Below are 17394 nucleotides of genomic sequence, written 5' to 3' on the forward strand. Positions count from 1 at the left end.
ATTATTAATACCCTCCTATTGCTCAGTTGGTTTTCTTCTTCCCAAGCATCTTCCACCTTCACCTTGGTAAGCCCTTTTTTATAAAAACCTAGCTTTCGGGCGCCGTACCGGAAAGGTCTACCACCCGCTTATTGGCATGGTGAAGCCGGTCATTGATTTTCACAATTACGGAACGACCGTTCCGGCGATTCGTAACCCTGATCCAGGTTCCGAAAGGAAGTCCGTTGTGTGCTGCCGTTAGTTTGGTAGAGTCGTATCGTTCTCCACTGGCCGTTTTCCGTCCCTGGAACTTGGGGGCATAATAACTGGCAACGCCAAATTGTACCGGATCGAGGTTTACTACCCGTTTTTTAGAGGAAGGAGGCGCAGAAGCCAGTCGACTGGTATCAATAACCGCCGTTATCGTAGCACTGGTATCCTGTGCGGAAACCCTGCTGGCAAGCAGGAAACATCCCGTTCCAAGAAGGAAAATAATGGTTTTTATAGTCATGGATTAACCGATTTGGAAGCATAATAACGCTCTTTGAGGCGTTTGTCTTCCTCATAAATATCGGCAAAAAACTGAATTTTTCCGTCCCGCCCTTCTGCAGTTATATAGCGGATATAGATGGGTACCCGGGGAAAATCCCCGATTGCTTTCTTTTCCTGGCGCTGAATCAGGGCCCGAATAGTATCGGGGTGATAACGGATTTCGTTGTTGCGTACCAAAAAATGCGACAGTTTTTCCCATTCCTGCACCCGCACACACCCATGACTAAGCGCCCTGCTTTCCTTGGAAAACAGGCTTCTGGCATTGGTATCATGCAGGTATACGCTGTATTTATTCCAGAAATTAAACTTCATAACGCCGAGGCTGTTATCATCGCCCTGGCGTTGCCGCAACAGGTAGGGGAAATTATTCCTGGTAACTTTTTCCCAATCAATGGTTTCCGGGGCTATTACACTATCGTATTTATCCACCAGCATCAGGTTTTCCTTGGCCAGGTAATTGATATCCTTTCGGATTTTAGGCAACATCTCCTTAAAAATAATACTGTAAGGAACCGTCCATTGAGGGTAGGTAATGAAATTGGTGATGGCGCTGTTCAACACCGGTGTGGGGGTTTTGGGCGTACCTACAATTATTTTTGACTCCAGTGCAATGGTATCAAAATCCACCACTTTTAACCGGTAGGCCGGAAGATTTACCCATACATAGGTATCGGGCAGGGTATCGGGCAGCTGCCTGTAACGGTCCAGGTTAAGGGCAATGGTCTTGAAATAATCCCAATCGGTGGTGTTCAGACTTTTAACGGTTAACTGGGCAACTACACCGGTGGTTATAATTCCTTTAGACGCCTGGTATTTTTTTACCGCTTTGGAATAGGTTGCCGAATCATCTCCGGCATTCCAGCTGCTGTCGAGTAAGCCCAATGCTTTTAACTTTCCGGCCACCTGCTGAACAAATTGCAGGGAATCGGCAGCAGGAAAACGCAGGGTATCCGTCGGCTGAAAGCTGGCTTTGGCCAGAAACCCAGGGATGGCTTTTTTCAAGTCCTGGTAACCGGAATGTTTGGGCTCCAGTTCGGCTAAAACAGTGGCAGGCTGACTGGTGCGCAGTATAGATTCAATGATTTGCAGTTGCTGTTGATTCGTAAGTGCAGTGTCTTTCCGGATCGTAATACTATCTCGTTGAAGATGGCCGTATTTCAGGTCCTGCGCCATTTTCCAGCAGGCGTCCGAAAGTAGCAGATCGGCCCGAGCCCATAATACGGCGTTTTTCCGGCTTATGGAATCAAGCACCATTTTATTGCGGATCTCGAGCAGGTAAGGATGGTAATAATCTGCCGGAAACAGGCCATTCAGTTTTGCCTGGCTGATTGTCAGGAACAGGCTATCGCCTGCTGCGGTCCAGTGATCGGCTTCGCTCCAAACCGGCTGAAATTTTTTTGCCTCGTAAAACTCCTGCAGCAGTGCCACCCGTTTCAATTGGGTACTGTCATTCAGAAAACCATCCCGGCTGGAAAGAAAATGCAGTAATTCCGTTATCTGCTCACTCACCACCATGGGCACTTCTTCCGGTTTATCTACCAGTACCACTTCTTTTGGACTGTCAGCATTGCCGCAGGCCGATAACAAAAAGATCAGTACGATATATAAACTGCCGCCAATCCGTTGCATATAGCCCTTACCGGTGATTTTATTCATATTAACAATACTGCCCAATTCATAAATATAGGAATTATGAAAGGACCCGGGAAATTTGCCCGGTTTGCAGGAACAGGTCCGCCAATACCATGGCTGTAACCGCTTCCAGCACAACCGGCACTCTGAGCGCAATGCAGAGATCATGCCTTCCTTTCACAGAAAAAGACTCTTTTTCGCCGGTTTCCCAGTTCAGCGTATGTTGTTCTTTCGGAGTAGAAGAGGTTGGTTTGATGGCGATCCGGAATACCAGCTCATTGCCATTACTGATTCCACCTACAATACCACCGGCATTGTTGGTGGTGGTTTTACCGGTGCTATCCTCGATAGCATCGTTGTGTTCCACACCAAACATACGGGCAGCAGCAAAACCAGTTCCAAATTCTATACCCCGTACGGCAGGAATAGCAAACACAGCATGCGCCAGTAAAGATTCAATTGAATCAAAGAAGGGTTCTCCCAAACCAATCGGTAATCCCTGTACCCTGCATTCAACAATTCCGCCAATGGAATCTTTGGCATCAATTGCTTTTTGTAATCCTTTTTCAAGGTCGGCTTCTCCCCCGATTTCCAGGATCGTTGCTCTCACCTCAAGTGGCGCCTGGGTAGAGACGGTTTGCAGCATTTTTTTGGCTACAACGCCCGCTGCCACCAACCCCACCGTAAGTCTTCCGCTGAAATGCCCGCCGCCGCGAAAATCCTCGAAGCCGCCGAATTTCTGATGCGCTACAAAATCGGCATGGCCAGGGCGGGGTACTGCACGTTGCTTTTCATAATCACCCGAACGGGTATTCTTATTTTCAAACAGGATGGTTAACGGTGCCCCGGTGGCTTTGCCATTAAAGAGGCCGGTTTGAAAAATCGGCAGATCATCTTCTTTACGAGGAGTGGTTCCTTTCTGTGTGCCGCCTTTTCTGCGTTCAATATCTATCAGAAAATCTTCCAGTGTCAGGGGCAATCCGGATGGCACACCATCCAGTACTACGCCAACAGCCGGCCCGTGCGATTCACCTACTATGGATACCCGAAAATTTCGTCCAAATGAATTCATACCAGTTCTTTTACAGTTGCTCCCAGTGAACAAATATGATCGTAAAAACTGGGATAAGATTTATTGATAGCTTCCGCTTTTTCAATGCGGGTGGATCCGCTGGCTTTTAATGCGGCCACTGCGCAGGCCATGGCTATCCGATGATCGTGGTGAGAATGTACAGAAGCACCTTTCAAACCATCACCTCCATGAATGATCATCAGGTCGTCCTGCAGTTCAATAGTAAGGCCCATTTTCCCGAATTCCTCCTGCAGGGTGAGGGCCCGGTTACTTTCCTTATGAGTCAGGCGCTCTACTCCTTCCAGCACGGTTTTACCGTTACAATAAGCGGCCAATGCCACCAATGGCGGGAATAGATCCGGGCAATCCGTAGCATCAAAATGAAATGCTTTCATGGGCATTGGACGTACAGTTATTTGCCCGGGTTCAATACTGATGCCAGCTGAACAACTCATCAATGCCTGGAGAATTGCTTTATCGGCCTGCGTTGAAAACACATCGAGGCCTTTTACATTTATTTCGCCGGCAATAGCCCCTGCCACCAGCAGAAAGGCCGCACCGCTCCAGTCGCCTTCCACGGTATAGGTTCTGCTTCCCGCAGCAGCCGGTTTTTTACCCTTGAAATAAAAGCTTTCATAGTGGCGGTTTTCCGGAACTTCCAATCCAAAATCCTCCATTACTTTCAGCGTCAGATCTACATAAGGTTTGCTTTTGAGGTTGGTTACCGTAACGGCTACATCGCTGGCACCGGCAGCCGCATAAGCCAGTAAAATACCCGTCAGAAATTGTGAACTCAGCGAGCCGTCAATGGTGATATTTTTGGGCACCAGTGGGCCCTTTACCACCAGGGGCAGTTTACCTTCTTTCGACTGAACACTTACCTCCAGTTGCGGCAGTACCTCGTCAAAAAAATCCATGGGGCGGTTTACCAAACTGCCTTCCCCGGTTATGGTGATGGCCTCCTTATTTAATGCAACCAGCGGCGTAAACATGCGGATCCCCAAGCCGCTTTCTCCACAATGCACGCTGGTAGAGCGGGCATGGATACCCGAAGACTGGATAATCAGCTCATTGCCTTCCTGCTTTACCTGGGCACCAAGTGCTTCTACAACACCCAGTGCAGCTTTATCATCGTTCGAATTTCCCGGATTCCGGATTATTGAGGTTCCTCCTGCCGCAATAGCCGCGGCGCAGGCTCTTTGCATAGAGCTTTTGGAGGCTGCGGCCCATATATCACCCTTTATGGAAGAAGGATCTACCGTTACTACCATCGTATTACTTTAAATCTTTTCAATTAATTGTTTTACCTGTTGAAGCGGAAGTGTATGAATAATTCCTTTGCCTATTTTTTGGAGCAGGATATAATGCAGGCTGGATCGTTCTCTTTTTTTATCATGCTTTAATACATCAAACACTTTACTCCGGTCAAAATCTGCATAAGTGGGCAAACCATACCGGGCAATCAGTTCAACCAGCCGCTCTGCCTGCCGAAAGCCGACCAGTTCTTCAGAAAGGTGCGCCGCATAGGTCATACCAATAGCTACTGCCTGTCCGTGAGACAACTCGTACTGGTTCTCCAGCGCATGCCCCAATGTATGTCCAAAGTTCAGGAGTTTACGATCGCCCTGTTCGGTTTCATCCCCCTGTACCACCTTGGTTTTAAGCAAGGCATTGCGCCGAACAAGTGCAGCGATGGCGGGTTTCTTTTTCCTGTACCAGTCAAAGTCGTGCGCACTCAGCTCGCGGAACATACCTACATCTTTGATGGCGGCATGTTTGATAATTTCAGCAAATCCATTCTGCCATTCTGATTCCGGAAGGGTTTGTAAAAGACTGGTATCAAAATAAAGAAAAGCAGGTTGGCGGATACAGCCCACCAGGTTCTTATAAACACCCACGTCTACCCCATTTTTTCCACCGATAGAAGCATCTACCATGGCCAGTAAGCTGGTGGGTATAAACCCGGTGCGGATACCCCGCATATAGATCGATCCCACATACCCCGTAAGGTCGGTTACCACCCCGCCTCCCAGGCCAATAAGGGTGGTTTTACGATCTGCTTCCATTTCGATCATGGAATCAATAAGCGCATCTGCTGTTTCCTGGATCTTGAACTCTTCTCCTGCTTTGATCACGATCGTATTCCAGCCTTTTAACTTTTGCTTGTAGGCATCGTACACATGTTCATCCGTAACAAGTATGGTATGCTGCTTATCAGCAACATTTTTCAGCCCGGATAAACTGGCGCCAAAATAATATTCGGTAACCGTTTGCCCGATCCGGATTTTTTTATTTTCCATGCTGCGTTGGCTGCTTAGCTATTCATGATTTTATTCTGGTGATTGATAGATTCCATGTGAACCGCATCAAAATAGCGGGTAATGAATTCCTTGCTCAAACCCAGTTTATCGCCTTTCAGGAAAGCCCGGTCCAGGATCTCATTCCAGCGATTTGTTTGTAGGATGGTAATACTGTTATTCTTCTTATAGGAACCGATCTGCTCTGCCACTTTCATACGCTGACCAAGGATCTGCATCAGTTCGTCATCGAGGTGATTGATTTGCTGGCGTAGTTTTTCAAGGGCAGCATGGTAGGCTTCAGAATCCACGTCTTCTTTTCTCCAGGCAATACTGTTCAGCATTTCAGCTAAACGTGCCGGGGTAACCTGCTGCTTGGCATCACTCCAGGCATTATCCGGATCGATATGGCTTTCGATGATCATACCATCATAGTCCAGATCTACCGCTTTCTGCATAACATCCAACAATATATCACGCCGGCCACAGATATGAGAAGGATCATTGATCATCATCATTTCAGGGAAACGGCGCTTCATTTCAATGGCAAGATGCCACATCGGAGCATTCCTGAATTCCGTATTACCATAGGAAGAAAAACCGCGATGTATCAATCCAATTTGACTGATACCTGCTTTAGCTACCCGTTCAACGGCACCCAGCCATAATTCCAGATCGGGGTTAATCGGGTTTTTGATCAAAACCGGTACATCCACTCCTTTGAGCGCATCGGCCACTTCCTGCACGCTGAAAGGGTTTACCGTAGTACGGGCACCTATCCACAGTACATCCACGTCAAAATGCAGGGCGTCTTCTACCTGCTTGGCGGTGGCAACTTCTACCGCTACCGGAATGCCGGTTAGTTTTTTAGCCTGCTGTAACCAGGGCAACCCTTTGGTTCCAATTCCTTCAAAGGAACCGGGGCGGGTACGTGGTTTCCAAATACCGGCACGCATAATATCGATCTTTCCCGTCTGGGCCAGCTGCTGCGCTGTTTGTAATACCTGCTCTTCGGTTTCAGCACTGCAGGGTCCTGCAATAATAAGTGGACGTTTCGCCCAGGCTTCCTGTGTAATTTGTTTCATTGTTTTGTTGTCGGTTGCTTGCATAAAACTACGTTTAAATCAAAAGTTTAAAGTTAACTATTAAAAATAACCTGCTTCTTGGTGCGCCTACTGGCGCTGTGCTCACTTTATAATCCTGCTGATCCTGTTTGCATTTTGAATCAATTCCTGCAGGTAATCATAATTTTCTTTTTCAAGACAGGCTTTGAATTTGCGCAATTGTGAAATATGTTCGTTTAACACATCGAGCACATTCTCCCGGTTTTGCATAAAAATCGGCACCCACATAGAGGGATTTGATTTCGCAAGGCGAACAGTGCTTTCAAAACCGCCACTCGCCAATTCAAATATGGCCTGGTCTTCCCGCTCCTTTTCCAATACCGTATTTGCCAGGGCAAACGAGGTAATGTGCGAAATATGGCTCACATAAGCAGCGTGCAAATCATGCGCCCGGGCATCCATTTCCAGGAGGTGCATCCCGATTTTATGATAGGCCGCTTTTACCCAGGAAACGGCATCCTCATCACTTTCTGCCGTATTGCACAATACAACGGCTTTATTTTCAAATGCTTGTTTAATTGCGGCGCTGGGGCCGCTGTACTCCGTACCCCACATCGGGTGAGTGGCAACATATCGCCCCCGTTTCGGATGATCTTTAACAACCTCAATCAATTGTTCCTTGGTTGAGCCGGCATCCAGCACAATCTGGTGGTTGACCAGATCCAATACCTGCGGCAAAAGGCTGGTCATTTTATCAACCGGAATACTTAATATGATTACATCCGACTGATCAATGGCTTGCTTTAATGGCAACACTTCGTCTACCAGTCCAAGTTCTACTGCTTTTAACGCATGTTCCGGGTTGGCCTCCACCCCTACAATTCCGGCAGCCATACCTTTTTCATTCAGCTGTAAGGCCAATGACCCACCGATTAAACCAACCCCAACAATTGCGATTCTTTTTCTTTCCATTTTAGTTTCAACTTTAGAAATTCGTCTGGCCGGTGGAGTTTATTATGGCTTCCACTCTTGTTTTTGCTTCCCGTAATTTTTCCTCGGGGCTGCAAAGGCTGATACGTATAAAATTGTCGCCGGCAGAGCCAAAGATGCCCCCCGGGGTAAGGAAAACATTGGCTCCATACAGGATGGCATCACTCATTGCAAAGCCATCTTTGAAGCTTGCCGGAATTTTTGCCCATACAAACATACCCACCTGTTCTTTATTATAGGTGGCTTTCAACTGATCCAATAAATCAAATACCAGTTCGCGCCGCTGGCGGTAAATAGTATTGATCGATTCATACCAGTCTGCGCCCAGCTGTAAGGCTTTGGCTGCTGCCAGCTGAACCGGTAAAAACATACCGCTGTCCATATTACTCTTGAAACGGATCACTTCATCAATCCGGTCTTTGGCACCGGCTAACATACCCACCCGCCAGCCCGCCATGTTCTGGCTTTTGCTGAGAGAGTTCAACTCAACCACAACTTCCATAGCTCCCGGAATGGCCAATAAGCTGGAAGGCGTTTTATTAAGGATAAAACTATACGGGTTATCATGGCAGATCAGGATTGCATGTTTTTTAGCAAATGCAATCAGTTTGGTATAAAATGCTGCTGAAGGCACCTGTCCGGTAGGCATGTGCGGATAATTCACCCACATTAGTTTAACCCTGCTTAAATCCGTTTTTTCCAGGGCATCAAGGTCTGGTTCCCAATTCAGGGCTTCTACCAGTTCGTAAGATACGGCCTCGCCACCGGCTAGTTTAACAGCGCTGCTGTAGGTAGGGTATCCCGGATTGGGAATCAACGCCTGGTCTCCCGCATCGAGGTAAGTCATACATATATGCATAATCCCCTCTTTACTACCAATCAGCGGCAGGATTTCCGTTTCGGGATTCAATGTTACGCCGTACCAGGTCTGGTACCAGTCAGCCATCGCTTTTCGAAGTACCGGCGATCCTTTATAATTCTGGTAAGCATGTACATTGGGTTTGGCGGCTTCTTCCTGTAAAACTTTTACCACTTCCGGATGCGGGGGTAAATCAGGACTCCCGATGCCCAGGTTAATAATCGCTTTACCAGCTTTATTCAGCGAATCGATTTCGCGTAATTTCTGCGAAAAATAGTACTCTCCTATTCCATTAAGTCGGCCTGCTGTTCTAATCATTGTGCTTGCTTTCCGTTTTTATAAATACCATACACCTGAAGACTAACTGTTAAGGGTTCAATCTCCTCCATAACGGCACGAAACTGTTCCAGACTGTCAAACTCCATATCGGCATGAAAACTATACTGCCAATCGCTTCCCGGAATCGGGAAACTCTGCAGTTTACTCAGGTTGATACCCCCCTCTGCAATCCTGGTTAATACTTTGGCCAAACTACCTCTGGAATGATCTGTATGAAAATTTACCGATGCTTTATTGGCATCCGGAATTTCCGATGCCATATCCCGCCTTTGCAGAATCAGGAAACGGGTATAATTATTCCGCATGGTATGAATATTGGGTGCCAGTACATCCAGCTCAAACAGGTCGGCCGCCAGTTTACTGGCAATGGCGGCGGCGTGTTTGTGGTGTTTTTGGTGAATATGTTTGGCACTTAGGGCAGTATCTTCTGTTTCAATCAGCTTCCAATTATATTTTTCCAGAAAATCGAGACATTGTAAAATAGCCATCGGATGCGAATGAACTTCGCGTATATCTTCCAGCTGAACCCCCGGGTTCACCAGCAGGTTCTGTTTGATCTGCAGATACACTTCACCTACTACCTGTAAATTACTTTTCTGCAGGAGGTTATAATTGGGAAGGATGCTTCCTGCAATGGAGTTTTCAATGGCCATAACGCCACCTTCACTTTCTTTTTTACTGGAGGCAATTTTGATTACTTCCCGAAAGGTTGCGCAGGGAATTACTTCAACCTGCCTGCCGAAAAACTGCTGTGCTGCCACCTGGTGGAAGCTGCCCTCATAACCCTGTATGGATACTCTTGTTGCCATAAAAAAACAAAAGTCCCGGCTTTCTGCCGGGACTCTCTATGTTTAGTTTTAGTGATCTTAATTCGCTGATCTAACACAAAGCATCGCCGGCCTTCTGCCTGTAAAAAAGTAGAAGTAAAAATAAAATCGGCCAAATGCATTTCCTGTGATCATGGAGTAAAAATATACAATGATTGAATACAAGAAAAAAGTTTTTTCCTTACGAATGTTAGTTAAACCGGATTTAGCCCAGTCTTTTAACCTGGTCATCATCCATTTTCCGAAAGAGGTGAAAGGGTTTAAACGTACGCCAATTAGGCAATTCCACCAACTCAATATACCGTTGTAATTTGGCTTTCCGGAAATCATACTGCGTTTGTTCGGGCATATTCAGCAGTACAGCCCAACCTTCCTCATCGATCATTTCTTCGTACCATTCTTCGTAATAATCACGATCGCCCGAATGATAATTGAGTACATTTTCTGCAATAAAGATGAATTTATGGATACCGGCCTGTTGAAACTTATCAATAACCTCCCGTTTCAACTGCATGATATCATTTTCAATGGCGTCGTTCCATTCTCCTAACAACTCAATTACTGCATATTTTTCATCGTAATCGGCCAGAATAACTTTAAGGTAAAGTGTGCGCGAACCGAATTCATCCCATTGCGGGTGGATATAAAAATTATAAATGGTTTGGGAGTACTCAAATTCCGAATAAACACGCCCGTAGAAAGGAGACTGTTCATCTTCTTCACTCACATATATATGGCGCCAGTTGTAAAATGGTTCAATTTCATGCACGCCGGCAATTTACAAAGTTCCTGATAAACCAACTAGGAAGGGTTTGCTAGGATCCAGGCGTCAACGGCTTTTTTAACACTGCCGTGTTTTAGCAGCAGCGTTCTGGCGGCATCATAATCCCCCAGTTTTAATTGTTGCATTACCATATGTGTTCCCCGGTCCACCAGCTTTTCATTACTGAGTTGCATGTTAACCATCTTATTGTCTTCCACCCGTCCGATCTGAATCATAACTGCCGTTGATAACATGTTCAATACCAGCTTCTGGGCAGTGCCGCTTTTCATTCGGGTAGACCCGGTAACAAATTCAGGTCCAACCACCACTTCTATCGGAAAATCGGCTTCTTCGCTAACCGGTGAATGGGGGTTGCAGGAAATTGATCCGGTGATAATGCCGTTTTCCCGGCATTTTTTCAGCGCTCCTATCACATAGGGCGTGGTACCGCTGGCAGCAATGCCCACCACCACGTCTTTTTCATTAATAAAGTGTTTATTCAGGTCTTCCCAGCCTTGCTGCAGGCTGTCTTCTGCATTTTCCACTGCTTTCTGAATAGCTTCCTCCCCGCCTGCAATAAGCCCGATAACCAGGCCATAAGGCATTCCATAGGTAGGCGGAATTTCGCTGGCATCCAGAATACCAAGCCGGCCGCTGGTGCCAGCCCCCAGGTAAAACAACCGGCCGCCTGCAAGCATATTGTCAGTAATAGCGGTAACCAGTTTTTCGATTTGAGGAATTGCTTTTGCTACAGCAGCGGGCACTTCCTGGTCTTCCTTATTAATATTCAGTAAAATTTCGGCAACACCCATTTGTTCGAGGTGATGGTACTTGCTTTCCTGTTCTGTTACTTTAACAAATTCGGACATATGGTAACGTTGATCTTGGGTTTAAGTATGGTACTGAATCAGGCCTTCCATGGGATGTTGCATAATTTTTCCGAGCTCCAGCTCATAGGATGCGCAAAGGTCGGCCACCACATCCCGAAATCCAAAGGAAACACCGCCAACAAAATGAACAGGATATTTCCAGCTTTCATTATACTTGATAACGTGCTGGAAAAAGAAATCATTCAGGCCGTCCTCCACAATATTTTCCACCATATAATGGCCCCTGTTTTCAGCTAGAAAATGGGTAAAACCCGCAAGAAACCTATTGGGAAGCGGTTGTTTGTAGACATGGTCCAGTATATCCACATCCCGAAGTTTAAATTTTTCTTCAAAGCGGTAAGTAAGCTCCTCGTCAAACGTTTTATAGAGGTAGTACTGTATAACCTTTTTGCCTAGATAAGCCCCACTGCCTTCATCTCCCAGCACATATCCTAAACCCGGGCTGTTCTTAAGGATGGATTTTCCATTATAATAACAGGAATTGCTACCGGTGCCAAGAATACAGGCAATGCCCTTTTTCTCCTGGCAAACGGCCCGGGCAGCCCCCATAAGATCATGATTTACATCAACGGGAATGCCGGCAAATACCCGTTGAATGGCTTTCTGCACGTTTTTCCGGTTAGCAGGGTTTTTACAACCGGTGCCATAATAATAAATAGCCTCGATTTTAAAGCGGCTGATTTCAGCGTATAAATCGCGTCGAACCAGTTCTTCCATCTGATCTACCGATAAAAAATACGGGCTGATACCGATTGTGAATACCGTCTTTTTAACTTTTCCTTTATCAACGACGCACCACTCACACTTGGTTGCTCCGCTATCTGCTAGTAGTATGGCCATGAATTCACTTTAATGCTGGAGCGAAAATAAAACTATGTTGGCATACTGTCCGGGATTTATGTAAGCAGTGCTCCCCGCAATTCAGTAATTTGCAACTTTGACACAATTATGAAGCAAAGAAAGAAAGTTCAGGTTTGGTTACCCTTGTTGTTTTCCCTCGTTATGATTGTTGGAATGGTAATTGGCTATAAACTGCGCAGCAATACACAGGTTGCGGGCAATGTATTCAAATTTTCTACCAAGCGATCTCCCTTACAGGAAGTACTGGACCTGGTTACGATGAAATACGTAGACAAAGTAGATGTAGACACATTGGGCAATGCAGCGATCCAGGATATGCTGGTAAAGCTAGACCCCCATTCCAATTATATTCCTGCCCGTCACCTGGGCGCCCTTACCGAGGACCTGCAAGGCAATTTCCAGGGTATTGGCATAGAATTTCAGGTCTTCCGGGATACGGTTAACGTGGTAAATGTAGTGCCGGGTGGCCCCAGTGAAAAAGCAGGCCTGCAGGTAGGTGACAAATTTCTTAAAGTGGGCGACACAACGGTTACCGGCAAGATCAGTACCGACCGGATCAAGGAATTATTAAGAGGCCCGGGGGGCTCTGAAGTTAGCACCACCCTCCTGCGAAACGGACAGGCCATTACAGTAAAAATTGTTCGGGGAACCATTCCCCTGCCCTCCCTGGATGCCGCTTACCTGCTGGAACCAGGAACCGGCTTTATGCGGATCAGTAAGTTTTCCGAAACTACCTATGAAGAATTTATGGCCGGATTGGAAAAACTGCAGGCCGCCGGCATGAAATCCCTGATACTGGATCTTCGCGGAAACGGAGGGGGTATCCTGGGAGAAGCCATTGATATGGCAGATGAATTCCTGGATGGCGACAAACTGATCGTATACACAGAAGGCAATAGCTTGCCCCGGCAGGAATACCGTGCCCGCAGAGCAGGTCTATTTGAAAAAGGAAAACTGGTTCTTCTGATGGATGAACAATCTGCCTCCGCCAGTGAAGTATTGGCGGGCGCCCTCCAGGATTGGGACCGGGCTACAATTATCGGCCGCCGCAGTTTTGGCAAAGGGTTGGTTCAGGAACAATACCAGTTGAGCGATGGCGCTGCCCTCCGCCTAACGGTGGCCCGCTATTATACCCCTTCCGGAAGAAGTATACAGAAGCCCTACGATAAAGGCGTTGAACAATACCAGGATGATTTGCACCAACGTTATGTTAACGGAGAAATGGTTTCTGCAGACAGTATCCATGCCCGTAATGGCAAAGCTTACAAAACAAGCGGAGGCCGGGTGGTTTATGGCGGAGGTGGAATTGTACCCGATGTTTTTGTGGGGGCAGATACCAGCCTTTTATCCAATTCTGTAACAGATTTATACCGGAACAATACCATCAGTAATTTCACGTATCTCTATTATATCCGGAACCGGTCTGCTTTAGATGCCTATGCATCTCCCAAAGCCTATTATCAATCTACTACATTTACTGAGAATGACTGGTCCTCGTTGAAAAAACTGGCGGAACAGGATAGTATCAAAATTGGCGGGTTCTCTGCTGCTGACCGCCAGTTCCTCTCCGAACGAATGAAAGCGCTTATTGCCCGTTACCGCTGGAGGAGTGATGGTTATTTCCAGGTCCTCAATTCAGAAGACCAGGTCGTTAAAAAAGCCTTGGAATATGTGAGAAAAGAGATGTGAGCCCCGTTTCAGGGTTCCACATCTCCCGACTTTACTACCCGATGTCTACTCCCTTATCCAGGAGCTCCTTTTTCTCAATTGCGTAAGACCGGATCAGACCCAGGCCTCCGCCAATTGCAATAAAGGCAAACCAGAGGGCAGGGTTTTCTTCATCATGAAGCAGATATTTCGTAATGAAGTAAGCCAATGCCAGGCCAATGCCGGCCCCCAAAAAGAGAAGACCATTTTTCAGGTTCCGGTAAGGAGCCGGACGATTCGCAAATTCTTTTGGATTCATTCCGCGTTCAATCATGGCCATATTTTCGCGGCTTTTCAGGTAAATAATGCCAAAAACCAAGGCAAATGCACCAAGTGGCACTAAAATCGGGATCAATACTTCTCCTGTTTGCATACAATTTGTTTATATGTGGGGTTAATTTGTTTACTGTTTTCTTTGACTACTGCTTCCGGATCCAGGTTACAGCAATAAAGCGTTCTATCAGTAAGACTACCGCTTATTCGGGCAGGTTACAGGAAAATTGATTTTTTTTGATCTGGCCCCTACCCCCCAACTTGAGTATATTTGAGAAAAGGACAGAAATCCTGTAACCTGATTCAAACACCCAGCGTCCTATCGCTTATAATGCACCCGGGACAAACTGATAACGAACTCATAGAATTGGTTAAAACTGGCCATCAGCAAGCTTATGGCCAGTTAGTAACCAGGTACCAGAATTATGTATTTACTATTGTATTAAGATACCTGAGCAGCCGGGAAGACGCAGAAGAAATAGCCCAGGATGTATTTATCAAAGCATTTAAATGCCTGGCCGACTTCCGAGGCGACAGTAAGTTCAGTACCTGGCTTTACACCATTACTACCACCAGTTGTTTGACTTTTCTCCGCAAGAAAAAGCTGGCAGTTCAATCGCTCGACAATGAAAAAGTGATGGCAGATGCTGAACAGGTAGACAGTGGAATGAAGGCCAACCAGGTAGAACAAAAGTCAAAACTGGCTATGGTGAATCAATCAATTGCCCTACTATCACCGGAAGATGCACAGGTTATTACGCTATTTTATAAGGGAGAGCAAAGCCTGGATGAAATTGCCCAGATCCTCGGACAGGAAACCAACGCGGTAAAAGTGAGACTTTTCCGTGCCCGGCAAAGATTGCGCGATAAGATGGAAAAATTCTTTCCCCACGAAGTCCGGGATCTTGTCCATTAATAACCATTAGAATGAATCACTAACATTTAACTTTGAAATATGCTACCAAGTGAACAAGAAATGGAAACCCGCCTTTGGGAGTACATAGACGGGATGGCCTTACCGGAAGAAGCTGCGGTAATCGAAAAACTGATCGCAAGCCAGCGGGAATGGAGCGTAAAATACAACGCGCTTTTATCCATTCATACAGACCTGTCGAAACACCTGGAGCTTGAAGCCCCTTCGCTCCGATTTACCAAAAACGTAATGGAAGAAGTGGCTCGCTTACATATTGCGCCTGCAGCCAGCTCCTATATCAATAAAAAAATCATTTTCGGTATCGGCGCGTTTTTTATTACCCTGATTAGTGGGTTCGTGATATATGCCATTGCGCAGGTAAACTGGAGCAGCGGCACTACAGTTACCGGAGAATTTGATTGGACTAAAATTGATTTTACCGGCCTGTTTAACAATCAGTTCGTAAATATCTTCATGATGTTGAATACGGTATTGGGGCTTATGCTCCTGGATCGTTATCTCCATTTCCGGCAAAAAAAATGGAAAAAACAGCCATAATAAGTGTAGAATGGAATATTATTAAAATTCAGTCAAACGGTTGCATGGCAGAAGCTCAAATCTAATTCCTAAGTTAGATCAGGAATCGGACTTGACCGGTTAATAAGCAATGGAACAAAAGATTTTGCCAGCCTACTTAAGAGAAACAACCAACCTCACTACCGAGACATTTGGATCAGGTCTGATCAATTCCACCTGGAAAGTAACAGACCAATCGGGCACCTATATTTTACAGCGCATCAATAAAGATGTTTTTAAAAACCCCGAACTCATTGCGTATAATGTTCGGGAAATTGCCAGTTATTTAAAAGCCCATCATCCCGATTATTTATTTGTTGAGCCCATTAAAACACTCGACAACCAGGAACTGGTTGTATCTGAGGACAATGGCTACTACCGGCTGATGCCTTTCATAAAACACTCGCATAGTATTGATGTGGTATCTGAACCTTCGCAAGCTTACGAAGCAGCCCGGCAGTTTGGTCGCTTTACCGCCTTACTGGAAGGCATGAACACCGACCTGTTGCATACTACCATCCCCGATTTCCATAACCTCAGTTTACGCTATCGGCAGTTTGAAACTGCCGTGCAGTCGGGAGATGCAGCGCGCATTCAGACTGCAGCGCCGGAAATAGCTTATTTACAGGAACAATCGGGCATTGTTTCTGCCTATGCCGATATCTGCGCCAATCCCGATTTTCACCAGCGCGTTACCCACCACGATACTAAAATCAGCAATGTACTGCTCGATAAAAACAATAAAGGCCTTTGCGTAATAGATCTTGACACCGTAATGGCCGGGTATTTTATCAGCGATGTTGGAGATATGTTACGAACCTACCTCTCCCCGGCCAGTGAAGAAGAAACCGACCTCAGTAAAATCAGTATACGAACCGCCATATTTGAAGCCATCGTTAACGGGTACCTGTCCGAAATGAACCCGATTCTTACCCATGCAGAAAAGAAAGCTTTTATCTACGCCGGGAAATTTATGATCTACATGCAGGCCATCCGGTTTTTGACAGACTACCTGAACCTCGACCGCTATTATGGTTGCAGGTACCCCGAGCATAACCTGCGACGCACGCAAAACCAGATCCGCCTCTTACAGGAACTGGAAAAGAAAGAGCCTGAATTAACAGAAATACTAAATCGCTATATAAACAATCACGTCGTAAACAAATCAATATGAGCTCTAACAGAAGAAAATTCCTTCGTAACCTTACCCTGGGTACAGGTGCACTAGTAAGCAGCTGGCCTGTATTGGGAAAAGATCGTTCAGAAGATTACCAACATCCTTCGGCCAATTCCTCTCCCTCCTTTAACATGTGTGGCTATGCCGCTCCTAAACTGGATAAAGTTCGGATTGGTTTTATCGGGCTGGGTATGCGTGGACCAAGTGCGGTAGAACGGATAAGTTATATTGAAGGCGTTGAAATCAAAGCCCTTTGTGATTTGTATCCTGAAAGAGCCAGTGCCGCTCAACAAATTCTGGTAAAAGCCGGGCTGCCCAAGGCAAAAGAATTTTCCGGTGAAAATGGCTGGAAGCAATTATGTGATCAGAAAGATATTGACCTGATATACATTACAACTCCCTGGGATTTACATACACCGATTGCTGTATATGCCATGAACAGTGGCAAACATGCGGCTACCGAAGTACCGGCAGCTTTAAGCATTGATGAATGCTGGGAACTGGTAGAAACTTCTGAGCGCACCAAAAAGCATTGTATGATGCTGGAAAACTGCTGCTATGATTTTTTTGAACTACTAACACTGAATATGGCCCGCAACGGTTTATTCGGAGAAGTACTGCAT

The 17394-nt window shown here is 46.1% G+C and carries 18 protein-coding genes; 5 read left to right on the forward strand and 13 right to left on the reverse strand.

Translation table 11 applies throughout. The features are described 5' to 3' along the window. Positions 1 to 88: 88 nt before the first annotated feature. From A1D16_RS18255 to A1D16_RS18310, 12 genes are all read right to left on the reverse strand, one after another. Entirely contained in the window at positions 89 to 490 is a 402-nt protein-coding gene (locus tag A1D16_RS18255; RefSeq protein ID WP_290712178.1) for a septal ring lytic transglycosylase RlpA family protein, read from the reverse strand. Continuing rightward, positions 487 to 2187: a L,D-transpeptidase family protein gene (locus A1D16_RS18260; RefSeq protein ID WP_290712180.1), complete on the reverse strand. Its 1701-nt coding sequence runs from the start codon at positions 2185 to 2187 to the stop codon at positions 487 to 489. The genes A1D16_RS18255 and A1D16_RS18260 overlap by 4 nt, the downstream gene beginning before the upstream one ends. Positions 2188 to 2221: 34 nt before the next feature. Continuing rightward, the gene (locus A1D16_RS18265) at positions 2222 to 3235 is read right to left on the reverse strand and encodes a chorismate synthase (RefSeq protein WP_290712181.1); all 1014 of its coding nucleotides are present in this window, start codon (positions 3233 to 3235) and stop codon (positions 2222 to 2224) included. Next, positions 3232 to 4506, reverse strand: a complete 1275-nt coding sequence (gene aroA / locus A1D16_RS18270) for a 3-phosphoshikimate 1-carboxyvinyltransferase (protein ID WP_290712183.1) — start codon at positions 4504 to 4506, stop codon at positions 3232 to 3234. Before aroA ends, A1D16_RS18265 begins: the two co-directional genes overlap by 4 nt. Before the next feature lie 9 nt (positions 4507 to 4515). Further along, a complete protein-coding gene (aroB, locus tag A1D16_RS18275) occupies positions 4516 to 5535 on the reverse strand; it encodes a 3-dehydroquinate synthase (protein ID WP_290712185.1) in 1020 nt (339 codons plus the stop codon). 14 nt (positions 5536 to 5549) lie between these two features. Further along, the gene (locus A1D16_RS18280; RefSeq protein ID WP_290712187.1) at positions 5550 to 6641 is read right to left on the reverse strand and encodes a chorismate mutase; all 1092 of its coding nucleotides are present in this window, start codon (positions 6639 to 6641) and stop codon (positions 5550 to 5552) included. Positions 6642 to 6719: 78 nt separating this feature from the next. Further along, complete coding sequence (locus A1D16_RS18285; RefSeq protein WP_290712189.1) at positions 6720 to 7568, reverse strand: prephenate dehydrogenase; 849 nt, start codon at positions 7566 to 7568, stop codon at positions 6720 to 6722. Between the two features lie 13 nt (positions 7569 to 7581). Next, positions 7582 to 8763: an aminotransferase class I/II-fold pyridoxal phosphate-dependent enzyme gene (locus A1D16_RS18290; RefSeq protein ID WP_290712191.1), complete on the reverse strand. Its 1182-nt coding sequence runs from the start codon at positions 8761 to 8763 to the stop codon at positions 7582 to 7584. Next, positions 8760 to 9593 (reverse strand): prephenate dehydratase, encoded by an 834-nt coding sequence (locus tag A1D16_RS18295; protein ID WP_290712193.1) that lies wholly within the window; start codon positions 9591 to 9593, stop codon positions 8760 to 8762. Before A1D16_RS18295 ends, A1D16_RS18290 begins: the two co-directional genes overlap by 4 nt. Positions 9594 to 9816: 223 nt before the next feature. Then, on the reverse strand, positions 9817 to 10380 hold the full coding sequence (locus A1D16_RS18300) for a hypothetical protein (RefSeq protein WP_290712195.1): 564 nt from the start codon (positions 10378 to 10380) through the stop codon (positions 9817 to 9819). 32 nt (positions 10381 to 10412) lie between these two features. Beyond that, positions 10413 to 11243: an N-acetylmuramic acid 6-phosphate etherase gene (murQ, locus tag A1D16_RS18305; RefSeq protein ID WP_290712197.1), complete on the reverse strand. Its 831-nt coding sequence runs from the start codon at positions 11241 to 11243 to the stop codon at positions 10413 to 10415. Positions 11244 to 11264: 21 nt separating this feature from the next. Beyond that, positions 11265 to 12104, reverse strand: coding sequence for an N-acetylglucosamine kinase (locus tag A1D16_RS18310; RefSeq protein WP_290712199.1), 840 nt, complete (start codon positions 12102 to 12104; stop codon positions 11265 to 11267). Between the two features lie 108 nt (positions 12105 to 12212). On the opposite strand from A1D16_RS18310, the gene A1D16_RS18315 reads away from it, so the two are divergent. Further along, positions 12213 to 13814 (forward strand): S41 family peptidase, encoded by a 1602-nt coding sequence (locus tag A1D16_RS18315; RefSeq protein ID WP_290712201.1) that lies wholly within the window; start codon positions 12213 to 12215, stop codon positions 13812 to 13814. A 34-nt stretch (positions 13815 to 13848) separates the two neighbouring features. On the opposite strand, the gene A1D16_RS18320 is transcribed toward A1D16_RS18315, so the two are convergent. Further along, positions 13849 to 14205 carry a DUF6249 domain-containing protein gene (locus A1D16_RS18320; RefSeq protein ID WP_290712203.1) on the reverse strand — a complete coding sequence of 119 codons (357 nt, stop codon included), beginning with the start codon at positions 14203 to 14205 and terminating at the stop codon, positions 13849 to 13851. A gap of 171 nt (positions 14206 to 14376) precedes the next feature. Here A1D16_RS18320 and A1D16_RS18325 point away from each other — a divergent pair, with 171 nt between their 5' ends. The 4 genes from A1D16_RS18325 to A1D16_RS18340 all read left to right on the forward strand — a co-directional run. After that, entirely contained in the window at positions 14377 to 15021 is a 645-nt protein-coding gene (locus A1D16_RS18325) for a sigma-70 family RNA polymerase sigma factor (RefSeq protein ID WP_290712205.1), read from the forward strand. A 39-nt stretch (positions 15022 to 15060) separates the two neighbouring features. Further along, positions 15061 to 15576: a hypothetical protein gene (locus tag A1D16_RS18330; protein WP_290712206.1), complete on the forward strand. Its 516-nt coding sequence runs from the start codon at positions 15061 to 15063 to the stop codon at positions 15574 to 15576. A 109-nt stretch (positions 15577 to 15685) separates the two neighbouring features. Further along, on the forward strand, positions 15686 to 16768 hold the full coding sequence (locus A1D16_RS18335) for an aminoglycoside phosphotransferase family protein (protein WP_290712208.1): 1083 nt from the start codon (positions 15686 to 15688) through the stop codon (positions 16766 to 16768). Beyond that, on the forward strand, positions 16765 to 17394 hold a 630-nt coding region (locus A1D16_RS18340; protein ID WP_290712210.1), incomplete at its 3' end, for a Gfo/Idh/MocA family oxidoreductase. The genes A1D16_RS18335 and A1D16_RS18340, both read left to right, overlap by 4 nt.

The sequence above is a fragment of the Flavihumibacter sp. CACIAM 22H1 genome (assembly GCF_001601815.1).
Classification (GTDB): Bacteria; Bacteroidota; Bacteroidia; order Chitinophagales; family Chitinophagaceae; genus Flavihumibacter.

Excerpts from the sequence above, each read along its gene's own strand:
- aroA (WP_290712183.1), bottom strand. The coding sequence starts at position 4,506 with ATGGTAGTAACGGTAGATCCTTCTTCCATAAAGGGTGATATATGGGCC.
- A1D16_RS18285 (WP_290712189.1), bottom strand. The coding sequence starts at position 7,568 with ATGGAAAGAAAAAGAATCGCAATTGTTGGGGTTGGTTTAATCGGTGGG.
- A1D16_RS18315 (WP_290712201.1), top strand. The coding sequence starts at position 12,213 with ATGAAGCAAAGAAAGAAAGTTCAGGTTTGGTTACCCTTGTTGTTTTCC.
- A1D16_RS18290 (WP_290712191.1), bottom strand. The coding sequence starts at position 8,763 with ATGATTAGAACAGCAGGCCGACTTAATGGAATAGGAGAGTACTATTTT.
- A1D16_RS18265 (WP_290712181.1), bottom strand. The coding sequence starts at position 3,235 with ATGAATTCATTTGGACGAAATTTTCGGGTATCCATAGTAGGTGAATCG.
- A1D16_RS18310 (WP_290712199.1), bottom strand. The coding sequence starts at position 12,104 with ATGGCCATACTACTAGCAGATAGCGGAGCAACCAAGTGTGAGTGGTGC.
- A1D16_RS18260 (WP_290712180.1), bottom strand. The coding sequence starts at position 2,187 with ATGAATAAAATCACCGGTAAGGGCTATATGCAACGGATTGGCGGCAGT.
- A1D16_RS18335 (WP_290712208.1), top strand. The coding sequence starts at position 15,686 with ATGGAACAAAAGATTTTGCCAGCCTACTTAAGAGAAACAACCAACCTC.
- A1D16_RS18330 (WP_290712206.1), top strand. The coding sequence starts at position 15,061 with ATGCTACCAAGTGAACAAGAAATGGAAACCCGCCTTTGGGAGTACATA.
- A1D16_RS18280 (WP_290712187.1), bottom strand. The coding sequence starts at position 6,641 with ATGCAAGCAACCGACAACAAAACAATGAAACAAATTACACAGGAAGCC.
- A1D16_RS18320 (WP_290712203.1), bottom strand. The coding sequence starts at position 14,205 with ATGCAAACAGGAGAAGTATTGATCCCGATTTTAGTGCCACTTGGTGCA.
- murQ (WP_290712197.1), bottom strand. The coding sequence starts at position 11,243 with ATGTCCGAATTTGTTAAAGTAACAGAACAGGAAAGCAAGTACCATCAC.
- A1D16_RS18255 (WP_290712178.1), bottom strand. The coding sequence starts at position 490 with ATGACTATAAAAACCATTATTTTCCTTCTTGGAACGGGATGTTTCCTG.
- aroB (WP_290712185.1), bottom strand. The coding sequence starts at position 5,535 with ATGGAAAATAAAAAAATCCGGATCGGGCAAACGGTTACCGAATATTAT.
- A1D16_RS18295 (WP_290712193.1), bottom strand. The coding sequence starts at position 9,593 with ATGGCAACAAGAGTATCCATACAGGGTTATGAGGGCAGCTTCCACCAG.